Below are 21131 nucleotides of genomic sequence, written 5' to 3' on the forward strand. Positions count from 1 at the left end.
GGGCCCCCGGCGCCAGCGGGGCCGCTACCGGCCCCCCGGCCGCGAGGCCGTGGGGGCCCGCTCCGCCTCGCACCGGGCAGCGGGCGGCATCCGCAGGCGGCCTGTCGGTGTTGCCCGCCATGTCAGGAACGCTCCGCGGCAAGCAGGGCGTAGCCCGACTCGGGCAGTGCGGCGAAGGCGTCGAGTGCGGCCGCCCCGTCGGTGAGCTGAGCGCCCAGTTCCTGCGGCGCCTCGTCGGCCAGTTGCCGCATCAGCGCGGTGATCCGCTGATACGTGGGACGCACCTCGTCCCCGATGTCCGTGAACTCCAGCACCTTCCAGCCGGCATCGGCCAGCTGCTGCCGGTACTCCTGCTCGGTTGCCATTGAGGCGACCTGGAAGACGCCCGCGGTGGCCTCCACCGCCGCCTTGGCCGAGCCGTGGACCGTGCCGCGCAACAACGGATCGGCCACGACCAGCCTGCCGCCCGGTCGCACGACCCGGTGCGCCTCGGCGAGCGCGGCCGGCCGGTTCTGAATGTGCAGCAGCGATTCGATGGCCCAGGCCGCGGCGAACGACGCGTCGGCATAGGGGAGTCGTGTGGCGTCGGCCAGTTCGAAGCGGGTACCCGCGGCGCGGGGACGTGCCGCGGACCACTCGTCCAGAGCCTGTCGGGCCTGCCGCACCTGGTAGTCGCTGACGGTGATTCCGGTGACCGCACCCCGGGTCCGCTCGGCGATCCGCAGTGCGGGCCGCCCTGTGCCGCACCCGATGTCCAGCAGATGCGCGTCCTCGCCGGCGAGTGGGCCGAGGAGGTCGGCCACCGCGTCGGTCAGCGCGTCCGTGGCCGCCCCGACCGGATGTTCCGCACCGGCCCGGCCGAACAGGCCGACATGGATGTTGCCGCCGAGCGCCTGGGTGAGCACGTCGGTGAGCCGGTCGTACATCTGCGCTACGTCGTCAGAAGTCGGCTGCGATTGCTGTGCCATGGTGGACCTGCCTTTCGGTACGGGCAGCACGGGGCGAACCGAGGGAAACGGACGTGGGCGACCGCGGCCGACTCGCCGCGGCGGACCGGAGGCCGGTGTGCTGCCCAGACCCACTCGGCCGAGCGGGTGGCCGGCTGTCCCGTGTGCGGCCACGTCGTCGGCCGTCGTCCGGACAGTGGTCTTCGCGGTCCCCACCGGGCGTTCCGGAGACGGGGAGCGCCGGGCGATGATGCTGTAGGCGGAGACTTTGTCGTGCAGGAGGCCGGCGGACATGTTGTCGGCCATGACGCGTAATTCTTCCAGGGGGCCGGCGGTGCCTGTGGGGAAGCAGCGTCCGATGTTGGATTTCACTTGGCCGAACCAGTGGGCGACGTCGGCGTTGGACGGCAGGACGCGCATGTCGGCGATGGAGAAGCCGTTCGACCGGATGGCGTCGGCGAAGTATTCGGGCGTCTTGCGGTTTCCGCAGGCGAGCCGGTCGACGTCGTCGTGGATCTCGGAGGTGTAGCCGTCGAGATTCCCCTTGAACAGGGTGTCGGAGATGATGACGGTGCCGCCTGGACGGACCCGGGTGGCGAGGGCTTTCAGCGACTGTTCGAAGACGTCGTCGCGGAAGTGCGTGTAGACACCGCGGATGACGACGAGGTCGTAGGGAATCTGCGGGTCGGGGAGGCGGTCGATGTCCTGGCCGTTGCACAGGTACAGGCTGATGCGGTCGCTGAGGTCGTGGTCGGCGAAGTAGTCGGCGCAGTAGGCGAGTTGTTCCGGGCTGATGTTGACCGCGTCGATGCGTGGGGTGTCGTGGAAGCGGCGGGCGAGCAGGTAGGTGATGAATCCCCAGCCGCAGCCGAGGTCGAGGACGCGGCCGATCGGCGGGCGGGGGCCGGTGAGCAGGCCGGCGTGGTGGAGCTGGCGGTCGAAGAAGCGGACTCCGGCCTCACCGAGGTTGAGGGGGCGGCGGGCGCCTTCGTAGATGCCCCACTCGAACAGGCAGGTGTCGCCGAGGACCTTGCGCCAGTCGCCGGGGTCGTCGGCGTAGGTGGAGACGACCTTGCCTCGGTAGGGGTCGGGCGTGTCGCTGTCGATGACGGTCACGCTGTCCGGCAGGGGAACGCGCCGAGGCCGGGCGGTGGTGGTCATCGGTGGCCTCCCCGCAGGTGGGCGCGGGCTTCCCGCAGGCGGACGCGGCCGAGTTGCAGCCGGCCGGACATGTCCTTCGAGCGCGCGGGAGCGACGGCTCCGCACCGCGGGTACAGGTCGTGGCGGGGCCCCTCGGGAAGGGCGCACCGCCGGAGTTTCCGATGGGCGGGCAGGACGACCGCATTGCCTACGGTGATGCCGGATTCTGGCGTCGAGTTCACAACACTCTCCACTGTTCAGGGCCGGTCTGTTCGGGGCCCGGGGCGGCTCGATCGTTTTGTTCGTTCGTTCATTCCGCCCTGTGCGCCGTCGGAGACCCGTCCGGGGCGGCGCTGGCGCCGGCGGCGTCGAGGATGCCGCGACGGTGCGGGCATGGCTCCACAAGACATCCGCTGTCGGCCAAGAAGAAGGAGCCCAGCACCACGCATGCGTGCACGCGTTGCACGCATGCGTGCTTGTGAAATCCGGATGGGTTGACATGGGCACCGCGAACACGAAGCGTCGGCGCCACAGCGACCGCGCGGACCACCCAGTCCTACGAAGCAGCCGTCGCCCTCGCCTCCCCCTTGATGTGGGCGTGACATTCGACAACAGAACCTAGGGCGTTCGCCCGCGGGCGAGACGGTTCGGACCGTCGGCGGTGCGGTACCCGCAGTCATAGAGGCAATGCCGGACGGGCGACCACACCGCATCAGCCCCCAGGACAGCCCGGACCCCGGTCATACATTGCCGTGTGAAGGAGCCGGAACCGTGTTCTTCGTCGACACCCTGAAGTTCGAGGGCCTGGGCAATCGCAGCTACCTGGCGGGTGGTGCGCGGCGGGCGGTCGTGGTCGACCCGCCGCGCGACATCGACCAGGTGATCGCGGCCGCCGCCCGGCGCGGAGCGCGGATCGTGTACGTGGCCGAGACGCATGTGCACAACGACTACGTCTCCGGCGGTCTGGAGCTGGCCCGGGTGACCGGGGCGCGCTATCTGGTCCCGGCCGCCGCCGACGTCGCCTTCGCCCGTACCCCCGTCGAGCACGGCGACACGGCCGACGTGGACGAGGGCCTGGTGCTGCGCGCCGTAGCGACGCCGGGCCACACGCCGCACCACACCTCGTACGTACTGGAGGACGGCGGGCGCGCGGTGGCCGCCTTCACCGGCGGGTCGCTGCTCATCGGCACCGTCGGGCGGCCGGACCTGGTGGAGCCGCGGCTGACGGAGCGGCTGGCCCGCGAGCAGCACGCCTCCGCCCACCGGCTCGCCGCCGCGCTCGACGACGAGGTGCGGGTGCTGCCCACGCACGGCTTCGGCAGTTTCTGCTCCTCCTCGTCGCAGGCCGCGGGCGACGCCACGACCATCGGCAAGGAGCGGCGCACCAACGACGCCCTCACCCTGGACGCGGACGCGTTTGTCGCCCAACTGCTGGCGGGGCTGGAGGAGATACCCGCCTACTACGCGCACATGGGCCCGGCCAACGCCGCCGGCCCCGCCCCCGTCGACCTGACTCCGCCCGAGCCCGCCGACGCCGCGCGGATCGCGGAGCGGCTGGCGGCGGGGGAGTGGGCGGTGGATCTGCGCGGCCGCGTCGCCTTCGCGGAAGGGCACGTGGCCGGGTCGTACAACTTCGAGGGCGACGGCAGACTCGCCACGTACCTGGCCTGGCTGATCCCCTGGGGCAAGCCCGTCACGCTGCTCGCCGACACCCCCGACCAGATCGCCGCCGCCCAGCGTGAACTGGTGCGCGTCGGCATCGACCGCCCGGCAGGCGCCGCCACCGGTGACCCGTACACCTGGATACCGGCCGGCGACCGCCTCGCCTCCTTCCCCCGCGCCTCCTTCGCCGATCTCGCCGCCGCCCGCGAGCGCGGCGAGCCGGTCGTGGTGCTCGACGTGCGCCGCGCCGTGGAACGCGCGGCCGGATGCGTCGAAGGCGCGGTGCACATCCCGATCCATGAACTCCACGACCGCCTGGACACGGTCCCGCCCGGCACCGTATGGGTGCACTGCGCCGGCGGCATGCGCGCGGCCATCGGCGCCTCCCTCCTCGACGCCGTGGGCCGCCGGGTCGTCGCGGTGGACGACGGCTTCGAGTCCGCGGCGGAGGCGGGGCTGCGCGTCGTCGGTTCCTGAGCCCGGTACGGCGGTCAGGCGGAGCCGCGGCGTCCAGGTCTACTGGGCACGGCAGGCCCTGAGATAGCTGAGGAACGATGCCTGGAGCCCCGTCACGTGCGTGTCGTGCATGAGTGCGCTGGTGACGGATCCGCCGCGTGAGGTGAGGCGGTGAAGGAACGTGGCCGTGTTCTTCGTGAGATTCTGGTAGACCGCCAGGTCTCCGAGGATCTCCCGGTCGTTGAAGGTCACGTGAAGCTTGGCAGCGGGCAGGGCGTCACCCGTGGCTTGCAGACGAGCGAAGACCTGGCTGTCCGCGTTGACGATGCCGGGGCTGCCCGCGCCGACGCTCTCGAAGAAGGCGCCCTTGGTGAGCCAGGCGTAGAGACTGAAGAGTCCGCCGTAGGAATAGCCGAAGAGGCCGTGACCGCTCGGGGCTGTGCCGTAGTCGCGTTCGATCCGCGGGTGCAGGTCGTCGGTGAGGAAGTCCAGGAACAGGTCCGCGCGGCTGTCGCTCAATTCGGCGAGGTAGGCGTCAGCCTGCTCGCGAGTCGTCGTGCCCGCCGCGACCCCCATCTCCACCGCGTCGACGAACTCCTTCGCGATGGGTTCGCCGGGGGGCACGAGGTCCCGGTTGCGCAACCGCTCCCAGTGCTCCGCTTCCTCGCCCGCGTAACCCACGCTGACTTGCACGTAGGGCCGAATCGCCTGCATGGGGTCCAGTTGCGTGACGATGAGCGGGGCGGTCATGCCCACGGCCCAGTTGCCGTCGAGCACGTACACGACAGGCGCTTGCGACGTGGCAGGGTCGTAGCGCGGTGGCGTGGTGACCCAGACGCCGTAGTCGTGCCCGCCGCTGGAGCGCGTCTCGAAGTAGTCGGTGTGGGCGAGGCAGCCCTGCCACATGGTGCTCATCTGAGGTCCTTTACGATGCGGCCGGCCTGGATCACGAGGACGGCGTTGGCGGGGTCGGAGAACAGTTCCGGGTCTTCGAGCGGGTTGCCGTTCCACAGAACGAGGTCCGCCTGCGCGCCGGGAGCGATGACACCCGCCTGGCCGGACAGGCCGAGGATCTCGGCGTTGGTCCGGGTCGCCGCCACGAGCGCCTCCATCGGCGTCTCGATGGCGGCGCGCAGGCTGAGTTCTTTGCCGCGACGGTCCTGGGCCGGGCCGATGAGGTCGGACCCAAGCCCGATCCGCACCCCCGCGTGCTTGGCGACAGTGAGAGCCTCCGTCATCCGCTCGCGTGCGCCCTCGGCCCGGTCGCGGGTCGACTCGGCGAGACCGGCTCCGGCGGTGTCGTGCAGCAACTGCTCGACGACGGCGAACGTGGGCACGAGGGCGACCTCGCGAGCGGCCATCAGGGCCGCTGTGGACGCGTCGAGGCTGGTGCCGTGCTCGACACAGCGCACCCCGGCCTCGACCGCGTTGCGTATGCCCTCGTTGTTGTGGGCGTGGACGGTCACGTAGGTGTTCCGTGCCGCGGCCTCTTGAACCGCGACAGCGATCTCTTCGACGGTGAACTGGGTGTCGGTCAGTCGGTCGTGTGCGCCCACCACTCCGCCGGTCACGCAGAGCTTCAGGAAGGAGGCTCCGCGGCGGAAGGCTTCGCGGACGTTGTGCCGTAGCTCGTCCGCGTTGCCCGCCATCATGGAGAGGGCGCACAGGCCCGGGATGTGGTGGCTGCTCCACAACTCGGTGGGTTCCCATTCGGCTCCGTAGTAGCCGTGCCCGCCGACCTGGCACTGGACAGGTCCGCACGACAGGACGCGCGGTCCTCTGACCTTGCCCTTCGCGATCGCGGTGACGACGCCGCCGTCGATCCCGCCGGTGTCGCGAACAGTGGTGAAGCCGGCGTCGAGCGCCGCGCCGGCCGTGGCGAAGATGTCCGCCGCGATCTCGGCGGCGCTGATCCGAAACGAGAAGTGCGGCTGGATCGGGCTCGACAGGCCCAGGTGGACGTGAGCGTCGATCAGGCCGGGCGTCATCGTCAATCCCTCGGCGTCGAGACGCTCGCCGTACGCGCTGGAGGCGCCCAGCCGGGTGACGCGGCCGTTCTCGACAGTGACGTCGACGTTGCCGGGATCGCGCCCCGAGCCGTCGATGACCGCCGCGCCGACTACGTGAGCAGGTCCCATAGCCGATCCTCCGCCGTTGCGAGCTGACTGCGACCATGTGTGGAGCACCATGGAACCGCCCATCCTTTTTCCAATGGATAAACTACGGGAGTGACCCTGTCAACCGCGGAACGCAAGGGCAGCGCGCGCGAGCGACTCCTGGCACGGCTTCTCGACGCCTTCGGCGAGGCCCTGCCCCCGCCGGAGACGTCGCTCCGTGAGGTCGCCGCCCGGATCGAGACCAGCCACGCCCTGCTGCGCTACCACTTCGGGTCGCTCTCGGGCGTCTTGGCCGCCCTGCTTGAGGCGCAGCGATCCCGTGACAACGAGACACTCTTGGAGGCCGCCCGACAGGGCACCTTCGACGATTTCGTCGTGGCGATCTGGCGTGCCTATACCCGGCCGGAGCGACTGTCGCGTGCCCGCGGCTTCTTCTACGTCGCCGGACTGGCCGCGTACGGCCCCGAGGACTTCCGTGAGTTCGTGGAGTCGATCGGCGACCTGACCGCGATGCTGTCGTCACTCGCGGAACGCGAAGGGCTCGATGCGAAGGAAGCGCGAGATGTGGCCGCCGTCACCGTTGCCGCGATCCGCGGCCTCCTCTTGCAGGAGATCCTGACTCCGGGAACCCGCCCGGAGGACGCGGTCACCTTGATCCTGCGCATGCGACCGGCAGACGGGCGATCCGCATGAGATGGCGCCTGGACGGACGGCGATTCGCCATGACGTTTGGGCGCCCCGGCGGCACCACCTGCCTGTGACGACTGCCCCCTGACCGCTGACTCCTGACTTCTGACCGCTGACGGTGGACCGACCGCCGGAGCCGTCCACGGACACGGTCGCCGGTCGCCGCTCGCGTCAGCCGTCGACCTCCTCCACAGGCCGGTCGAGGTTGCGCCAGGCCCGCGGGGTCAGCCCGTACGCCTGCTTGAACACCTTGCTGAAATGCGTGGCGTCCACGAAGCCCCAGCCGCGCGCGATCGCCGCGATCGTCCGGTAGCGGGCCCGCGGGTCGGCGAGTTCGCGGCGGCACTCCTCCAGGCGGTGCGAGCGGATCCACTCGCCGAGCGTGACGTTCGACTTCGCCAGCACCGCGTACAGATGGCGGACCGAGATGCCGTGCGCGGCGGCGATCCGTTCGGCGGAGAGGTCGCGGTCGGCGAGGTGGGTGCGGAGGTAACGCATGATGCGCAGGTTCAGGGTCTCGGCCATGGGGGCGCGGGCCAGGTCCGAGTTGCCCAGTTGGGAGGCGACGACCGCGCGGACCAGCTCGATGCTGGGCTCCGCTATCGCCTCGGCGTTCGGGCCGCGGTGCAGGGCCTCGGTGACGGCCAGTTGCTTGAAGTATCCGGCCGCGAGCCCGGCGACGGGGTTGTCGGGGCCCAGCGTCGTGGCGGTGATCTCGCGCAGCGACCGTTCGGGCAGCGCGAGCGCCGCGCGCGGGAAGCGCAGGAAATGCTGATCGACGCCCGAATCGAAGGCGAGCGTGTAGGGGACAGCCGTGTCGTAGAGGGCGAAGTCGCCGGGTTTCAGCAGGGCCTCGCGCCCGTTCTGAATCACCATGCTGGAGCCCGACATCTGGAGCCCGAGGAACACGGCCGGCTCCGTGTCCTCCCGTGCCAGCCGCGGCGTCCGCTGAATCGTCAGACCGGTGGCCTGCGCGGAGCAGATGCCGATGACCCCGGCATTGTCCAGCTCCACCTGGACCGAGAGATCCTGCGGCGGGAGGTGGTGATTGATGTCGATGCGCACGACGGATTCCCATACCGCGTGCCGGATGAGTTCTTCCCGGTCTCCCGGCGGAAAGGCGTTGGTGTCCAGTGACTCGCGCACCCAGGACGCCCCCTCCCTGAGAGGCTCTGGCGGGCAGTGGGTCTGCGGGGCAGATGGTATCGCGGCGCAGCATGCACGGGTCGGCGCACAACCGACCAAGTTTCGTGCACGCTCAGCAAACTCGGCGGAACACAGCCAGCCTAGAGTCGTCATCCGTCGAAGCGAAAGCGTCAATGGCGACGAGGCGTCGAAGCACGTCGACGACCGGCAGGATTCACGCCAATTGCCTCGCACGGGGGGCGAGACAATTGGCGCCTGCCCGCGCCGGACGCTGTCGACCCGGCGCCCGCACCCGCCCCGTACGCCTTGACACCGCGCTGCGGGCGTCCAGGGGCGGGTGGCGAGCGGGGCGCCCGCACGCGGCGGCACGGCACTCGCGTCCGTATCGACGCGAGGACAGCGGAACAGGGCGGTCGTGCAAGAAGGGCGGCACCACGCCCCCGACGCGTTCGCCGCCGTCGCCGCGCAATTGCGCTCGTACTTCGAGGGCCGCCTGACCAGCTTCGACATCGAATACGCCGCGCCCGGCACCGAATTCCAGCAGCGTGTACGGCAGGCCCTGGACGTCATCCCGTACGGGACCACGACCACGTACGGCCGCCTCGCCGACAGCCTCGGAGCGCCGCGTTCCGCTGTACGGGCCCTCGCCGCCGCGATCGGCGCGAATCCGCTGCCGGTCGTACGCCCCTGCCGCCGCGTCATCGGCGCGGACGGCTCCCTGACCGGCTACGCGGGCGGCCTCGACCGCGAGCGGCAACTGCTCCTGCACGAGGGGCAGGTCGAGATCGCGATGCGCACGCCCGTTGCGATGCCGTAACGGATTCGTCCGCTGCCGCGGGTTCCTAATTTCTGTAACGGGTTCTAGTCTGTGCGCGGTCGGCGCGGAGTCCGCGCGATCCCAGCCTCCAGGAGGGCCCGTGCACCTCGAATACACGCCGGAACAGCAGCGGTTGCGCGCCGAACTGCGCGCGTACTTCGCGGAGCTGGTGCCCGACAACGCCTACGCCCGCTACGCCGACCCCGCCGCGCAGAAGCGCTTCTACCGTGAGACCGTCCGCCGCCTCGGCGCCGACGGGCGGCTCGGCGTCGGCTGGCCGGAGGAGTACGGCGGGCGCGGTATGACGCCCATGGAGCAGTTCATCTTCTTCGACGAGGCAGCCCAGGCGGGCGTGCCGCTGCCGCTCATGGCGCTGAACACCGTCGGCCCGACGATCATGCAGTTCGGCACCGAGGAGCAGAAGCGGTACTTCCTGCCGCGCATCCTCTCCGGCGAGATCGATTTCGCCATCGGCTACAGCGAGCCGGACGCGGGCACCGACCTCGCGGCGCTCAAGACCCGCGCCGTGCGGGACGGCGACGACTACGTGGTCAACGGCCAGAAGATCTGGACCACCAACGGCGACACGGCCGACTGGGTCTGGCTCGCCGTCCGTACGGATCCCCAGGCCCCGCCGCACAAGGGCATCACCATGCTCCTCGTCCCGACCGCCGACCCCGGCTACTCCTGCACCCTCATCAACACCCTCGCCTCCCACGACACCACCGCCAGCTACTACGAGAACGTCCGCGTCCCCGTCACCCGCCGCGTCGGCGAGGAGAACAAGGGCTGGCGGCTGATCACTACCCAGCTCAACCACGAGCGCGTCACCCTCGCCGCCCACGGCACCATGGCCATCCGCGCCCTCGCCGACGTCCGCCGCTGGGCGGCCGACACCAAGCTCGCCGACGGCCGCCGCGTCATCGACCTGAACTGGGTACGCGGCCGCCTCGCCCGTACCCACGCCCGGCTCGACGCGATGAAACTGCTCAACTGGCGCATGGTCGACGCCCTCCAGCACGGCACCCTCACCCCCCAGGACGCCTCCGCCGTCAAGGTCTACGGCTCCGAGGCACGGCGCGACGCCTACGCCTGGCTCATGGAGATCGCGGCCGCCGCCGGACCGCTGAAGGAGGGCTCGGCCGGCGCGGTCCTCCACGGCGAACTCGAACGCGGCTACCGCAGCGCCGTCATCTTCACCTTCGGCGGCGGCAACAACGAGATCCAGCGGGAGATCATCTCCTGGATCGGCCTGGGAATGCCGCGGGTCCGGCGCTGATCGCGTCACCGGCTGCCGTACGCGAACGTCACCGCCGCCCCTCCGCGCGGACGCGGGCGAGCTCCTTGAGAGCCATGCGCGCCGCGGGGGTGCCGGCCGGGGTCTGCCAGTAGGGGTGTCCGGCGATGCGGGCGGACAACTGCTGGAGGCGGTGGCGGTGGGCGGCCGTGGTGGTGGGGGAGGGGACGCCGGCGAGCAGCCAGTACGTGGCGTACCACTCGGTCTGGGTCTCCAGGAGGTCGGCGGGGAAGAGGTAGCTCATAGGACACGAGTAGATCGTATGTTCGAATTATTGGGCAAAGGGCCAGGCCACGAGGGTGGAGGGGCCGCGCCCGTGGTCAGCGGGTTCTGATGCGGCGCACGCCGTACAGACACAGCACCGCGAGCAGTGCCGCCGCGGCCAGGCAGATGCCGGTCTCCAGCCACTGGAGGGGCGCCAGCTGGGACGGGCGGAGATAGCGGCTGTACGAGCCCGCGATGTGGTGGGCCTGCTCGCAGCGCAGCTGGGCGGCCCAGTCGCTGGGCGGGCACGGGTCGACGTAGTCGGTGAGGCCGCCGTCGGTGCGGGCGAAGCCCTGACCCAGGTGCCAGCTGTTGACGGGCGAGGCGGGGGAGACGTTGACCGCGTGCCGGGTGACGGTCGCGGTGAGCAGATGCGGACGCAGCTGGTCCAGGGCGTACTGCACGCCGAGGGTCACGGCGGCGGACACCGCGACGGCGGGCAGCAGGCGGCGTAGCAGCAGGCCGACGGCCGCGCCCGTCACGAGGGCCAGCAGGAGATGAGCGATGCCGGCCGGTCCCGTATACGGGAGGAAGGACCAGTCGCTCTGCGGGGCATGCGCCCGCCACGCCGCGCCGACGGCGCCGCTCTCGTCGCGGCCGTGCCGGATCGTGTGCCACCACCAGGTGACGGGCGCGGTGATCAGGAGGGCCGCGACGGCGGTGAGGAGGGCGGCGACGCCGAGTTTGGCGGCGGCCCAGCGCGTACGGCTCGTGGACTGGGTCCAGGCCAGCCGGTGGGTGCCGCTCTCCATGTCCTGAGCGAACAAGGGGGCCCCGATGAGGGCGCTGACCGCCAGGGGGAGGTAGCGCAGCGCGGTGTGCGCCTCGTTCTGGATGATCTGCGCGCTGTCCGCCGGACCGCTGTCCGCGGTCAGCACGCCGCACGCGGCGTCGCGGCAGGCCGCGGCCCAGTCATGGACGCCGGTGACCAGCGTGTGATGCTGCCACAGCGCCCACGCCGAGGAGAGCGCGGCGAGCGCGAGAAGGACGCAGTACGCCGTGCGGTGCTGTCGCCAGACAGGCCAGATGAGCCCCGTCACCGCCCGCGCCCCTGGCGCGTGTCGGGGGAGGGGTGTTCTTCCGTCTCGCCGGGGGCGAGCAGCGGCGGGGCGTCGGGGTTGCGCAGATAGGCCAGGAGGATCTCGTCCAGGGCGGGCGGATCGGCGGTCGCGGCGCCGTCGGCGTGCGTGGGCAGTCGCAGCAGCGCGGTGAGCCGGCGTCCGCTCGTACGGGTCTCGATCACGGTGCCGCCGCCGCGCGGCACGCGCGGGACGGCCGCGGGGTCGTCGAGGGTGTGGGTGACCAGGGAGTGCGCGGCCTGCACGAAATCCGTGTCGTCGGCGATGAGGACCCGCCCGCGCGCCATGAGAAGCACGTAGTCGCAGATCAGATGGAGCTCGGCGACGATGTGCGACGACATGAGGATGGTCGTGCCGTGCCGGGCGGCCGAGGCCATCAGCGCGGCCGTCATGGCGTGGCGGCGCAGCGGGTCCAGGTCGGCCATCGGCTCGTCGAGCAGCAGCAGATCGGGACGCTTGCCCAGGGCGAGCGCCAGGGCCACGCACGTGCGCCTGCCCGCCGAGAGCTTGCCGACCTTGGCGCGCAGGGGTACGTCCGCGTCCTCCAGGACCGAGGTGGCCACCGCATCGTCCCAGGCGGGGTTGAGCCGGCGGCCCATCCGCAGCGTCTCGGCGACGGTGAACGCCTTGTGCAGCGGCCTGTCCTGGAGGAGCACGCCGACGCGGGGCAGGGCGGCCCGGCTGCCCGGCGGGCAGCCCAGGACCCGCAAGGAGCCCTCGGTCGCCGGGCGCAGCCCGGCGGCTATGGCGAGGAGCGTGCTCTTCCCGTCCCCGTTGGGCCCCACGAGGGCAGCGATCCGCCCGCGCGGGACGCGGAAGGTGCTGTCGCGCAGGATCCACTCGCCGTTGTCGCGGATGCCGAGCCCGGCCGCCTCCAGCGCGGGAGCGGCGGCGGCGTCGGTGCCGTCATGAGCGGGTCCGGTGACAGCCCCGTCGTGCGCGGGCCGGCGCCGGTGCGGCGCGGTCACCGTTCCCCGATCGCTGTGTCCCGGCGGACCGGGGGACGCGGAGGATGCGGGGGATGCAGGGGGAAGAAGGTGTCGAGTTCGGCGGCCTGAAGCGCGGCGACGTCCTCCCGTTCCAGCCCGGCGGCGCGGGCCGAGGCCATCCACACGCGCAGGCCGTCCCGCAGCGGCGAGCCGGACGCGGTGCCCGGCTGGGCGAGGGACGTCCGTACGAACGTCCCGCGGCCCTGCTGGGTCTCGACCAGCCCTTCGTGCTCCAGCTCCCGGTACGCCTTCAGGACCGTGTTGGGGTTGATCGCGGTCGCCGCCACCACCTCCGACGCCGACGGCAGCTTGTCGCCCGGCACGAGCTGACCCAGGCGCAGCGCCTGTTTCACCTGCCGGACGATCTGCTGGTACGGGGCCACCCCGGTGTTCCGCTCAATCCGAAAGTCCACGAGGGCACTATCTCACCACTAGGTGGGTGGTGGACTGAGGGGATCACGTCTTCTTTTCGCTGGATTCCGAATAGCCGCAGGTGAGAGCGGTTTATGTGGCTCGTGGAGCTTACAAAACAGCTGTGGTTGACAGTTTCACACCCTCACACCAATACTCACTCCACTAGGTATCTGATGGACTTTGTGGAGGGTGGAGGAACCCGTGTCGCCGATCGCCCCAGCGGACGCGGCCAGGCCGGTACGGACCGGCTCGGCCCTGACCGGCCCGGCCCCGAGCGGCCCGGTCCGCGACCGGCCGCCCGGCCTTCCCCGGCGCGGCGGAACGGGCTCCGGGGCCGGCAGCCGCCGCCGGCCGCTCGTACACGGCGCGTGCCTGCTCCTGCTGGCGGCCCTGGTGCGCCTGCCCTCCTTCCACCGCCCCTTCTGGAGCGCGGACGAGGGCTACCTCGGCACGGAAGCGGCCACGCTCCGGACCGGCGGACGGATGTACGTCGACGTCGTGGACCGCAAACCGCCCCTCATGCCCTGGCTGTACGAAGCCTGCTCCGCGCTCGCGGGACCGCACGCGCTGCTCCTGGTGCGCCTGCTGGCCGTGGCCGCGCTCGCCCTCACGGCGGTGTACACCGCGCGGCTCGCGGAACGCCGGCTCGGCCCCTGGGCGGCGCTCCCGGCCGGCGTCCTGACCGTCGCCGCGTCCGCGGCCCTCCCGGCGCCGGACGCGATGGCCGCCTCCTTCGAGCTCTTCATGCTGCCCGCGACCGCCGCCGCGCTCTACTACGGCGCGGGCGGCCGCTACCTCGCCGCGGGCCTGGCCGTGGCCGTCGCCACCCTCACCAAACAGGTCGGTCTCGCGCCCCTGCTTCCCTTGGCCGTAGGCGCACTCACCGGGCCCCGGCCCTGGTCCAGGCGATGGCGCGACGCGGCGGCGCTCGCGGGCGGCACGCTCATTCCCCTCCTGGGGTGCGCGGCGCTGCTCGGCGGGCACCGGTTCGTCTTCTGGGTCTTCCTCTCCTCCGGCTCCTACGCGACCTCGCCGCCGGGCGCGGGCGAAGTGCTGCGCCACGGGCTGACCAACCTCGCCTGCCTGCTGACCGTCTTCGCCGCGTGCGCGGTCCTCGTCCCGCTGCTGCCGTGGCGCAGGCCGAGGCGCTCCCTCCGCGGCTGTGACGCCGCCGACCGGGCCCTCGTGCTGTGGCTGGTCGCGTCGGCGGCGGCCGTGTCCGTGGGCTGGCACTACTACGGGCACTACTTCCTCCAGCTCATCCCGCCCATAGCCCTGCTGGCGCTGCGCGCCGTCGACCTCGTTTGCCGGGCCTCGGCCCCGGGGCCGTCCAGGAGCCCGAGCCCGTTGCGCCGACTGGTGACCCGCGGCGGAAGAGCCAGGGTCACCCTCGCCGTCACCCTGTCCGCTCTCGCCGTCGCCGCAGGCTGGACCGCCGCGGCCGTCCACGCCGAACCCCCGCTTATGCACAAACAGCTGACGGTGGCCCGTACGGTCAGGGCGCTCACCTCACCCGGACAGAGCGTCTTCGTGTGGGGGATGCACCCGGAGATCTACTGGCTGGCCGAGCGCCCGTCCGCCAGCCGCTACCTCACCGCCGGGCTGCTCACCAACTTCAGCGGCGGCGGTGGCACGCGCAGCGTCGGCCCCGCCTACGCCGTCCCGGGCGCCTGGCCCGTCTTCCGCCGCGAACTCGCCACCGCACCGCCCTGCGTCTTCGTGGACGACTCCGCCAACACGCCTTATTCCCTCTCCCGTTACCCCGAGCTGCGCCGCCTGCTCACGGACGGGTACGAGCCGCGCGCGGTCATCGACGGCGCACACGTTTACGAGCGCGATGGCTGCTGAAGGGCCTCCGCACGACCGGCCGATCCCAGTGGTGGCGATAGGCCGTTAGGGTCAACACTCCGGCCCGGAGGTGAGCGGAATGCGGCACGGCCAGAACAACCCGATCAGTCACATCAAACCGATCAGTCACATCAACGCGGTCAGTCACGCCAACCCGATCAGTCACGCCAACCCGATCAGCCGGAGCAGCGGAGACCCGGGGCTCTTCGGCCCCGGCTCCGTCACCTGGCAGGTGCACGGCGACCCCATGATGTGGATCGCGGGCGTCCGCGCCCTGTGGCTCCAGGCGCTCCACCCGCGCGCCGTGCGAGGCATCATGCAGAACTCCGACTTCCGCCAGGACCCCTGGCGGCGGCTGATGCGCACCGCCGGTTTCGTCGCCACCACCACCTACGGCACCGCGGACGCCGCCGAGCGGGCCGGGGCCGCCGTCCGCGGCATCCACCGCAGGCTCACCGCCACCGACCCCGACACCGGCGAGCGCTACCGCGTCGACGACCCCGAGCTGCTCCTGTGGGTGCACTGCGCGGAGGTCGCCTCCTACTTGCACGTGGTACGCGCCTCCGGCCTGCCCTTCACCGACACGACCGCCGACGCCTACATAGCCGAACACCGCCGCTCCGCCCGGCTGGTCGGCCTCGACCCCGCCCGCGTACCGGCCGACGCCGGACAGCTCGCCGCCTACTTCGAGAAGGTCCGCCCGGAACTGGCCGCCACCCCGGAGGCGTTCGAGGTCGACGAGTTCCTGCGCCGCCCGCCCGTGCCCCCGCTGCTCACCCCCGCGCGCCGGGTGATCTGGGGACGGGTGTCCGCACTCGCGTACGCCTCCCTGCCCCCGTACGCCCACGAGCTGTACGGCCGTCCCGCGCCGCCCCCGGACGCCGTGGCCCGCAGGCTGCGCGCCGCCGGCCTCGCCCTGCGGCGCGTACCCGCGACCGTACGCTGGCAACTTCCGCCCAAACACATCCTCACCGCCGCCGCCCGCCTCGGCCCCGGCAGCCGCCCCTCGGCCTACAAGCTGCGCAGCCTGGACGCCATACTGGACGGGCCGGGGAGGGCAGCAGCGCGAAACGACGGGGGCGGCGGCGGAGGATGGCGGACACCAGGCTGATCCAGGGCCGGTACCGACTGCTCGACCTGATCGGGCGGGGCGGTATGGGCGAGGTGTGGCGGGCGCTCGACGAGTCGCTCGGCCGCCGGGTGGCCGTCAAATGCCTGAACCCCCTGGGGCCGCGGCACGATCAGTCGTTCATGCGGGTGCTGCGCGAGCGGTTCCGGCGGGAGGCCAGGGTCGCCGCCGCCCTCCAGCACCGGGGCGTCACCGTCGTCCACGACTTCGGCGAGTCCGAGGGCGTCCTCTATCTGGTCATGGAACTGCTGGAGGGCCGCAACCTCAGCCAGCTCCTGGAGGACAACAAGCACCACCCGCTGCCGGTGCCGGACGTCGTCGACATCGCGGACCAGGTGGCCACGGCCCTCGCCTACACCCACCGGCAGGGCATCGTGCACCGCGACCTGAAGCCCGCCAACATCATGCGGCTGGCCGACGGCAGCGTGAAGATATGCGACTTCGGGATAGCGCGCCTCGGCCACGACATCGGGCTCACCAGCCGCCTCACCGGCACCGGCATCGCCATGGGCACCCCGCACTACATGTCGCCCGAGCAGATCGCGGGCGGCCACGTCGACCGGCGCAGCGACCTGTACTCGCTCGGCTGCGTGCTGTACGAAATCGCCACCGGAGCCCCGCCCTTCGACCTCGACGACGCCTGGGCCGTCCTCGTGGGCCACCGCGACACCGCACCGGAGCCGCTCCGCAACCACCGCCCCGACCTGCCCGAACCCTTCGAGCGCATCGTGCTGGACCTGCTCGCCAAGGACCCCGAGGACCGCCCGCAGGACGCCGCCGACCTCGGGCACCGGATCGCGGAGACACACGGTACGGGCCACCGTTGGACCGCGCTCCGGCCGCCCGCCGCCCACCGGCCGACCGTCGCCACGGGCGGGCCCCGATCGGCCGCCCCGGGCCGGCCCGCCGAGACGGTGCCCGGACCGGGTCCCGTATCCGTACCAGGGCCCGAGCCCGTATGGCCGCCGACGGCGCTGCCCGAGCCGACCCGGCTGCCGGCCTGGGCACGGGGCATGACCACCGGCTCCAAGGCCACCGCCGGCTCCCTCCCGGCCGCGCCCACCGACCACGCCGACGCGCTGACCGGCTCCTGGACCCGGCACGCCGACTCGCGGCGGCCCGCGCCGCCGCTCGCCGGATCGACGCCGCCCGGCGTGGAGCCGGAAGTCCTCAAGGAACTGTCCATGCGGCACGGCGCGGGGCTGAGCCTCGGCCGGCTCGGCCGTTGGGAGGAGGCGGGCAAGGTGCACCGCGCCGTCGCCGCCGAACGCGAACACGTCCTGGGCGCGGACCACCCCGACACCCTCGCCAGCCGGTACGAGGTCGCCTACACCCTCAGCCGTCTGGGCCGCCCGGCGGACGCGCTGCGCGAGTACGGGCAGGCCGCGGCCGGCCGGGAACGGGTGCTCGGCGCCGAGCACGCCGACACCCTCGCCGCGCGGCAGGAGACCGCGTACGTGCTCGGGCAGCTCGGCCGGCACTTCGAGGCGCACCAGGTGTACGCCGCCGTGCTCGCCGTGCGGGAGCGCACCATGGGGCCCGACCACCCCGACACGCTGCGCTGCCGCCACAACCTCGCCTACAACCTCAGCAGGCTCGGGCGCCTGGAGGACTCGTACGAGATGGCGCGCGACGTCGCCGCCGCCCGCGCCCGCGTCCTGGGCCCCGGCCACCCCGACACCCTGGTCACCCGCTACGAGGTCGGGTACGCGCTCGGCCAGCTCGGCCGCTGGTCCGAGGCGCTCGACACGTACCGCGAGGTCGCCGCCGCCCGCGCCCAGGCGCTGGGGCCCGACCACCCGGACACCCTCGCCGCCCGCTACGAGGCGGGCATCTGCCTCGGGCGGCTGGGCCGCAGCGCCGCCGCCCTGGAGCTCTACCGCGACCTCGTCGACGACCGCACGCGCGCCCAGGGCGCGGCGGACCCCGAGACGCTCCGGGCCCGCCACGGCCTCGGCGTCAATCTCGGCCGTCTCGGCCGCTGGGAAGAGGCCCTCGCCGAAGCCCGCGACGTCTCCGCGATCCGCGAACGGGTCCTCGGCGCCGACCACACCGACACCCTTGTCAGCCGCCGCGAAGTCGCCGTCGGCCTCGGCTGGCTCGGCCGCTGGACAGACGCGCTGGCCGTGTACCGCCAAGTCGCCCAGGCCCGCCAACGCGTCCTGGGCGCCAACCACCCCGACGCCCTGGCCAGCCGCAACGACGAGGCCCACTGCCTCGAACAACTAGGCCGCTCGACGGAAGCCGCCGAACTCTACCGCCAGGTCGCTGCGCTCAGGCAGCAGCGGGGAGTACTGGGCCGGTAGCCCCGACCGGGCCCCGCCGCGCGGCGCGGTGCGCGCTGCGCGATCGGCCATGACGCGCCCGCAGTCGACGCACCGGGCTTGCGGTTGCCGCCCCGGCGCAGCCGGGCACGCGCGACGGGTGCAGCCCTGAAGGGGCGCGGGGAACTGCGCGACCAGCCCCAACGTACCCGCAGATGCGCACCCGGCCGCCCGCGCAGCGCCTCGGCAGCCCGACGCCCCCGCCCCGCCGCGGAGCGCTAGTTCGCCGACTGCCTCCACCCCTCCGCCTCCACCCGCGCCGCATCACCCGGCCGCCTCTCGTCGAAAGACGTCTCGGCTCCGTCCGTCACGCGCAGGCCCTCGACGTACACCCCTCGCCCCACGTACCGCTGATCAGTGGTGTAGCGCCAGCGCAGCCGCACCGCCCGGTGGCCGCGCCACGCCGCGAGGTCCGCGTCCGCGCGTTGCCATACGCGGCCGTTGTAGCCGGTCGCCACCGCGTCGGGGTGCTCCGTCGGACGGCCGCGCGGAGGCCGGGTGGTGAAGGGGGCCGGCGCCCACGTGCCGCCGTTGTCCGTCGACGCCTCCAGGCGAAGCGCGTCGGAGGGCTCGACGTCCCACCACACGTCGCAGCTCAGCCGCGCCCGCCGCGAGGCGATCGACAGAGGCGGAAGGGAGAGCGTGGCATCGGCGGCGCTCGCCATGCCGGAGAACCAGGCGGTACGACCGGCCCCCGGCCGCACCGGCACGGCGCGGGCCAGCGCGTCACCGGTCGCGACCCGTGGCGCGCTGCCGGAGCGCCAGGTACGGCAGGGGTGGACGGAGTTGGAGAGGAGGACGAGGAACGAGTCAGTGGTGGGGTCCAGGACGATGGACGTACCGGTGAAACCGGTGTGGCCCGCCGTGCTGGGAGTGGCCATGGCGCCCATGTACCAGTGCTGGTACAGCTCGAAGCCGAGCCCATGGTCGTCGCCGGGGAAGGCGGTGTTGAAGTTCGTGAACATCAGCCGCACCGACTCGCGGCGCAGCACGCGGACCCGGCCGTACGCGCCCCCGTTGAGCAGCGTCCGGCACAGGACCGCCAGGTCCCAGGCGCAGGAGAAGACCCCGGCGTGCCCGGCGACCCCTCCGAAGGCGAAGGCGTTCTCGTCGTGCACCTCGCCCCACACCAGCCCCCGGTCCAGCCGGGCCCACGGCTTGCGCTGGTCCTCGGTGGCGGCTATGCGCGGTTTCCAGCTCGCGGGCGGGTTGTAGCGGGTGGAGGCCATGCCGAGCGGGTCGGTGATGTTGGTCCGTACGAGTTCGTCCAGGGGCCGCCCGGTGATCCGCTCCAGGACGAGCTGGAGGGAGATCAGGTTGAGGTCGGAGTAGAGGTAGGCCGTGCCGGGGGTGTGCCGTGGGGCCTCGTCCCACAGCGACTGGAGCCGCTGCTCGCGGGTCGGCCGGTCGTAGAAGGGCAGGTCGGGCTGGAAGCCGGAGGTGTGGGTGAGGAGCTGCCGGATGGTGATGGCCTGCTTGCCCGCCGCCGCGAACTCCGGGAGGTACGAGGCCACGGCGGCCTCCAGCGCCAGCTCGCCGCGCTCGATGTGCTGGACGGCCAGGACCGAGGTGAAGAGCTTGGAGAGGGAGGCGAGGTCGAAGACCGTGTCCATGGTCATGGGGCGCTGCCGGCCGGCGGGGAGTTCGACGCCGCTGTCGTTCTTCTCGTCGTAACGGGCGTAGCGCACCGCCTTGCCGAGGGCCTCCTCCAGCGCGACCGTGCCGCCCCGCCCGGCGAGCAGCACGGCGCCGGGGTAGTACGGGTGCTTGGGGGAGGGGCGCAGATACGCCTCGGCCTCTGCGGTGACCTGCCCGAGATGGTGTTCGAGCAGCCCCGCGCGGTGCGCCGAGCCGCGCCGCAGCGTTGTACGACGTCCGCCACCGACCTCACCCGCCCCACCCGTCCCGGCGGCCCAGGCCGCCCCCGGCGGCGCGGCCATCACCAGCGCCCCGCCGAGCGCGAGCGACCCGGCCCCGAACCGGCGTCTGCTGATCCCGTCACCCGCACTGCCCTCCGCACTGCCCTCCGCACTGCCCTCCACGCGCTCGGCCACCGCACCCTCCCACACGTCCTGAAAGTTTCTTTCATGATCCGCCCGGTCCCGTGAAGCTTTCAACCGGAGCGGTCGCTCTGTCAACGGCCGGAAGGGCCCGAGAAATCTGACGCAGCATCAGAAAATCTCTTCCCTCGTACGCCGCGCTGCGGCATCCTGCCCCGCATGGAGACGGAGCTGAGCAAGCGGCTGGGCATCGAACACGCCATCTTCGGCTTCACGCCGTTCCCGGCGGTGGCCGCCGCGATCACCCGGGCGGGAGGGCTCGGCGTCCTCGGCGCGGTGCGCTACGGCGCCGCCGACGACCTCGCGCGCGACCTCGACTGGATGCAGGCGAACACCGGCGGCAGACCGTACGGACTCGACGTCGTCATGCCCGCCAAGAAGGTGGAGGGCGTGACCGAGGCCGACATCGAGGCGATGATCCCGCCCGCCCACCGCCAGTTCGTCGCCGACACCCTCGCCAAGCACGGCGTGCCGGAACTCGCCGAGGGCGAGGCGTCCGGCTGGCGCATCACCGGCTGGATGGAACAGGTCGCCCGCAGCCAGCTCGACGTCGCCTTCGACTACCCCATCGCCCTGCTCGCCAACGCGCTCGGCTCACCCCCCGCCGACGTCGTCGAGCGCGCCCACGACCACGACATCCTCGTCGCCGCCCTGGCGGGCAGCCCCCACCACGCACGCCGCCACCGGGACGCCGGCATCGACATCGTCGTCGCCCAGGGCTACGAAGCCGGCGGCCACACCGGCGAGATCGCCTC

At 72.3% G+C, this 21131-nt stretch carries 17 protein-coding genes; 8 read left to right on the plus strand and 9 right to left on the minus strand.

The genetic code is table 11. The annotated features are described in order from the left end of the window. Window positions 1-122: 122 nt before the first annotated feature. Window positions 123-2108 (minus strand): methyltransferase domain-containing protein, encoded by a 1986-nt coding sequence (locus ACFU99_RS06540; protein WP_384386697.1) that lies wholly within the window; start codon window positions 2106-2108, stop codon window positions 123-125. 750 nt (window positions 2109-2858) lie between these two features. Here ACFU99_RS06540 and ACFU99_RS06545 point away from each other — a divergent pair. After that, on the plus strand, window positions 2859-4226 hold the full coding sequence (locus ACFU99_RS06545; RefSeq protein ID WP_384386700.1) for a rhodanese-like domain-containing protein: 1368 nt from the start codon (window positions 2859-2861) through the stop codon (window positions 4224-4226). Between the two features lie 39 nt (window positions 4227-4265). Here the strand turns inward: ACFU99_RS06545 and ACFU99_RS06550 are convergent, their stop codons facing one another. Both ACFU99_RS06550 and ACFU99_RS06555 read right to left on the minus strand, forming a co-directional pair. Beyond that, window positions 4266-5120 carry an alpha/beta hydrolase gene (locus tag ACFU99_RS06550; protein WP_384386703.1) on the minus strand — a complete coding sequence of 285 codons (855 nt, stop codon included), beginning with the start codon at window positions 5118-5120 and terminating at the stop codon, window positions 4266-4268. Further along, window positions 5117-6343, minus strand: a complete 1227-nt coding sequence (locus ACFU99_RS06555; RefSeq protein ID WP_384386706.1) for an amidohydrolase family protein — start codon at window positions 6341-6343, stop codon at window positions 5117-5119. Before ACFU99_RS06555 ends, ACFU99_RS06550 begins: the two co-directional genes overlap by 4 nt. Before the next feature lie 90 nt (window positions 6344-6433). On the opposite strand from ACFU99_RS06555, the gene ACFU99_RS06560 reads away from it, so the two are divergent. Further along, window positions 6434-7015: a TetR/AcrR family transcriptional regulator gene (locus ACFU99_RS06560; RefSeq protein WP_384386709.1), complete on the plus strand. Its 582-nt coding sequence runs from the start codon at window positions 6434-6436 to the stop codon at window positions 7013-7015. A 165-nt stretch (window positions 7016-7180) separates the two neighbouring features. Here the strand turns inward: ACFU99_RS06560 and ACFU99_RS06565 are convergent, their stop codons facing one another. Continuing rightward, complete coding sequence (locus ACFU99_RS06565) at window positions 7181-8155, minus strand: helix-turn-helix domain-containing protein (protein ID WP_384386712.1); 975 nt, start codon at window positions 8153-8155, stop codon at window positions 7181-7183. A 415-nt stretch (window positions 8156-8570) separates the two neighbouring features. On the opposite strand from ACFU99_RS06565, the gene ACFU99_RS06570 reads away from it, so the two are divergent. Together ACFU99_RS06570 and ACFU99_RS06575 are read left to right on the plus strand one after the other, a co-directional pair. Beyond that, window positions 8571-8972, plus strand: coding sequence for a methylated-DNA--[protein]-cysteine S-methyltransferase (locus tag ACFU99_RS06570; RefSeq protein ID WP_384386715.1), 402 nt, complete (start codon window positions 8571-8573; stop codon window positions 8970-8972). Between the two features lie 100 nt (window positions 8973-9072). Beyond that, entirely contained in the window at window positions 9073-10251 is a 1179-nt protein-coding gene (locus ACFU99_RS06575) for an acyl-CoA dehydrogenase family protein (RefSeq protein ID WP_384386718.1), read from the plus strand. A gap of 28 nt (window positions 10252-10279) precedes the next feature. Here the strand turns inward: ACFU99_RS06575 and ACFU99_RS06580 are convergent, their stop codons facing one another. The 4 genes from ACFU99_RS06580 to ACFU99_RS06595 form a co-directional block, all read right to left on the minus strand. Next, window positions 10280-10513, minus strand: coding sequence for a hypothetical protein (locus ACFU99_RS06580; protein WP_384386721.1), 234 nt, complete (start codon window positions 10511-10513; stop codon window positions 10280-10282). 76 nt (window positions 10514-10589) lie between these two features. Then, the gene (locus ACFU99_RS06585) at window positions 10590-11573 is read right to left on the minus strand and encodes a cell wall protein (RefSeq protein ID WP_384386724.1); all 984 of its coding nucleotides are present in this window, start codon (window positions 11571-11573) and stop codon (window positions 10590-10592) included. After that, complete coding sequence (locus ACFU99_RS06590; protein ID WP_384386745.1) at window positions 11570-12469, minus strand: ATP-binding cassette domain-containing protein; 900 nt, start codon at window positions 12467-12469, stop codon at window positions 11570-11572. Before ACFU99_RS06590 ends, ACFU99_RS06585 begins: the two co-directional genes overlap by 4 nt. A 107-nt stretch (window positions 12470-12576) precedes the next feature. Beyond that, entirely contained in the window at window positions 12577-13014 is a 438-nt protein-coding gene (locus ACFU99_RS06595; protein ID WP_384386727.1) for a GntR family transcriptional regulator, read from the minus strand. Between the two features lie 202 nt (window positions 13015-13216). Here ACFU99_RS06595 and ACFU99_RS06600 point away from each other — a divergent pair, with 202 nt between their 5' ends. From ACFU99_RS06600 to ACFU99_RS06610, 3 genes are all read left to right on the plus strand, one after another. Continuing rightward, a complete protein-coding gene (locus ACFU99_RS06600; RefSeq protein WP_384386730.1) occupies window positions 13217-14863 on the plus strand; it encodes a glycosyltransferase family 39 protein in 1647 nt (548 codons plus the stop codon). A 79-nt stretch (window positions 14864-14942) separates the two neighbouring features. Further along, the gene (locus tag ACFU99_RS06605; RefSeq protein ID WP_384386733.1) at window positions 14943-15974 is read left to right on the plus strand and encodes an oxygenase MpaB family protein; all 1032 of its coding nucleotides are present in this window, start codon (window positions 14943-14945) and stop codon (window positions 15972-15974) included. Continuing rightward, window positions 15956-18298: a tetratricopeptide repeat protein gene (locus tag ACFU99_RS06610; RefSeq protein WP_384386736.1), complete on the plus strand. Its 2343-nt coding sequence runs from the start codon at window positions 15956-15958 to the stop codon at window positions 18296-18298. The genes ACFU99_RS06605 and ACFU99_RS06610 overlap by 19 nt, the downstream gene beginning before the upstream one ends. Window positions 18299-18534: 236 nt before the next feature. Here ACFU99_RS06610 and ACFU99_RS06615 read toward each other — a convergent pair whose 3' ends face one another. Further along, entirely contained in the window at window positions 18535-20370 is a 1836-nt protein-coding gene (locus tag ACFU99_RS06615; RefSeq protein ID WP_384386739.1) for a serine hydrolase, read from the minus strand. A gap of 165 nt (window positions 20371-20535) precedes the next feature. Here ACFU99_RS06615 and ACFU99_RS06620 point away from each other — a divergent pair. After that, a partial coding sequence (locus ACFU99_RS06620) for a nitronate monooxygenase (protein WP_384386742.1) occupies window positions 20536-21131 on the plus strand: 596 nt, incomplete at its 3' end.

The organism is Streptomyces sp. NPDC057654 (genome assembly GCF_042800135.1).
In the GTDB taxonomy this organism is placed as follows: Bacteria; Actinomycetota; Actinomycetes; order Streptomycetales; family Streptomycetaceae; genus Streptomyces.

Bases quoted from the DNA above. Each gene is read 5' to 3' on its own strand.
- ACFU99_RS06540 (WP_384386697.1), bottom strand. From the start codon at position 2,108: ATGACCACCACCGCCCGGCCTCGGCGCGTTCCCCTGCCGGACAGCGTG.
- ACFU99_RS06550 (WP_384386703.1), bottom strand. From the start codon at position 5,120: ATGAGCACCATGTGGCAGGGCTGCCTCGCCCACACCGACTACTTCGAG.
- ACFU99_RS06555 (WP_384386706.1), bottom strand. From the start codon at position 6,343: ATGGGACCTGCTCACGTAGTCGGCGCGGCGGTCATCGACGGCTCGGGG.
- ACFU99_RS06580 (WP_384386721.1), bottom strand. From the start codon at position 10,513: ATGAGCTACCTCTTCCCCGCCGACCTCCTGGAGACCCAGACCGAGTGG.
- ACFU99_RS06605 (WP_384386733.1), top strand. From the start codon at position 14,943: ATGCGGCACGGCCAGAACAACCCGATCAGTCACATCAAACCGATCAGT.
- ACFU99_RS06610 (WP_384386736.1), top strand. From the start codon at position 15,956: ATGGCGGACACCAGGCTGATCCAGGGCCGGTACCGACTGCTCGACCTG.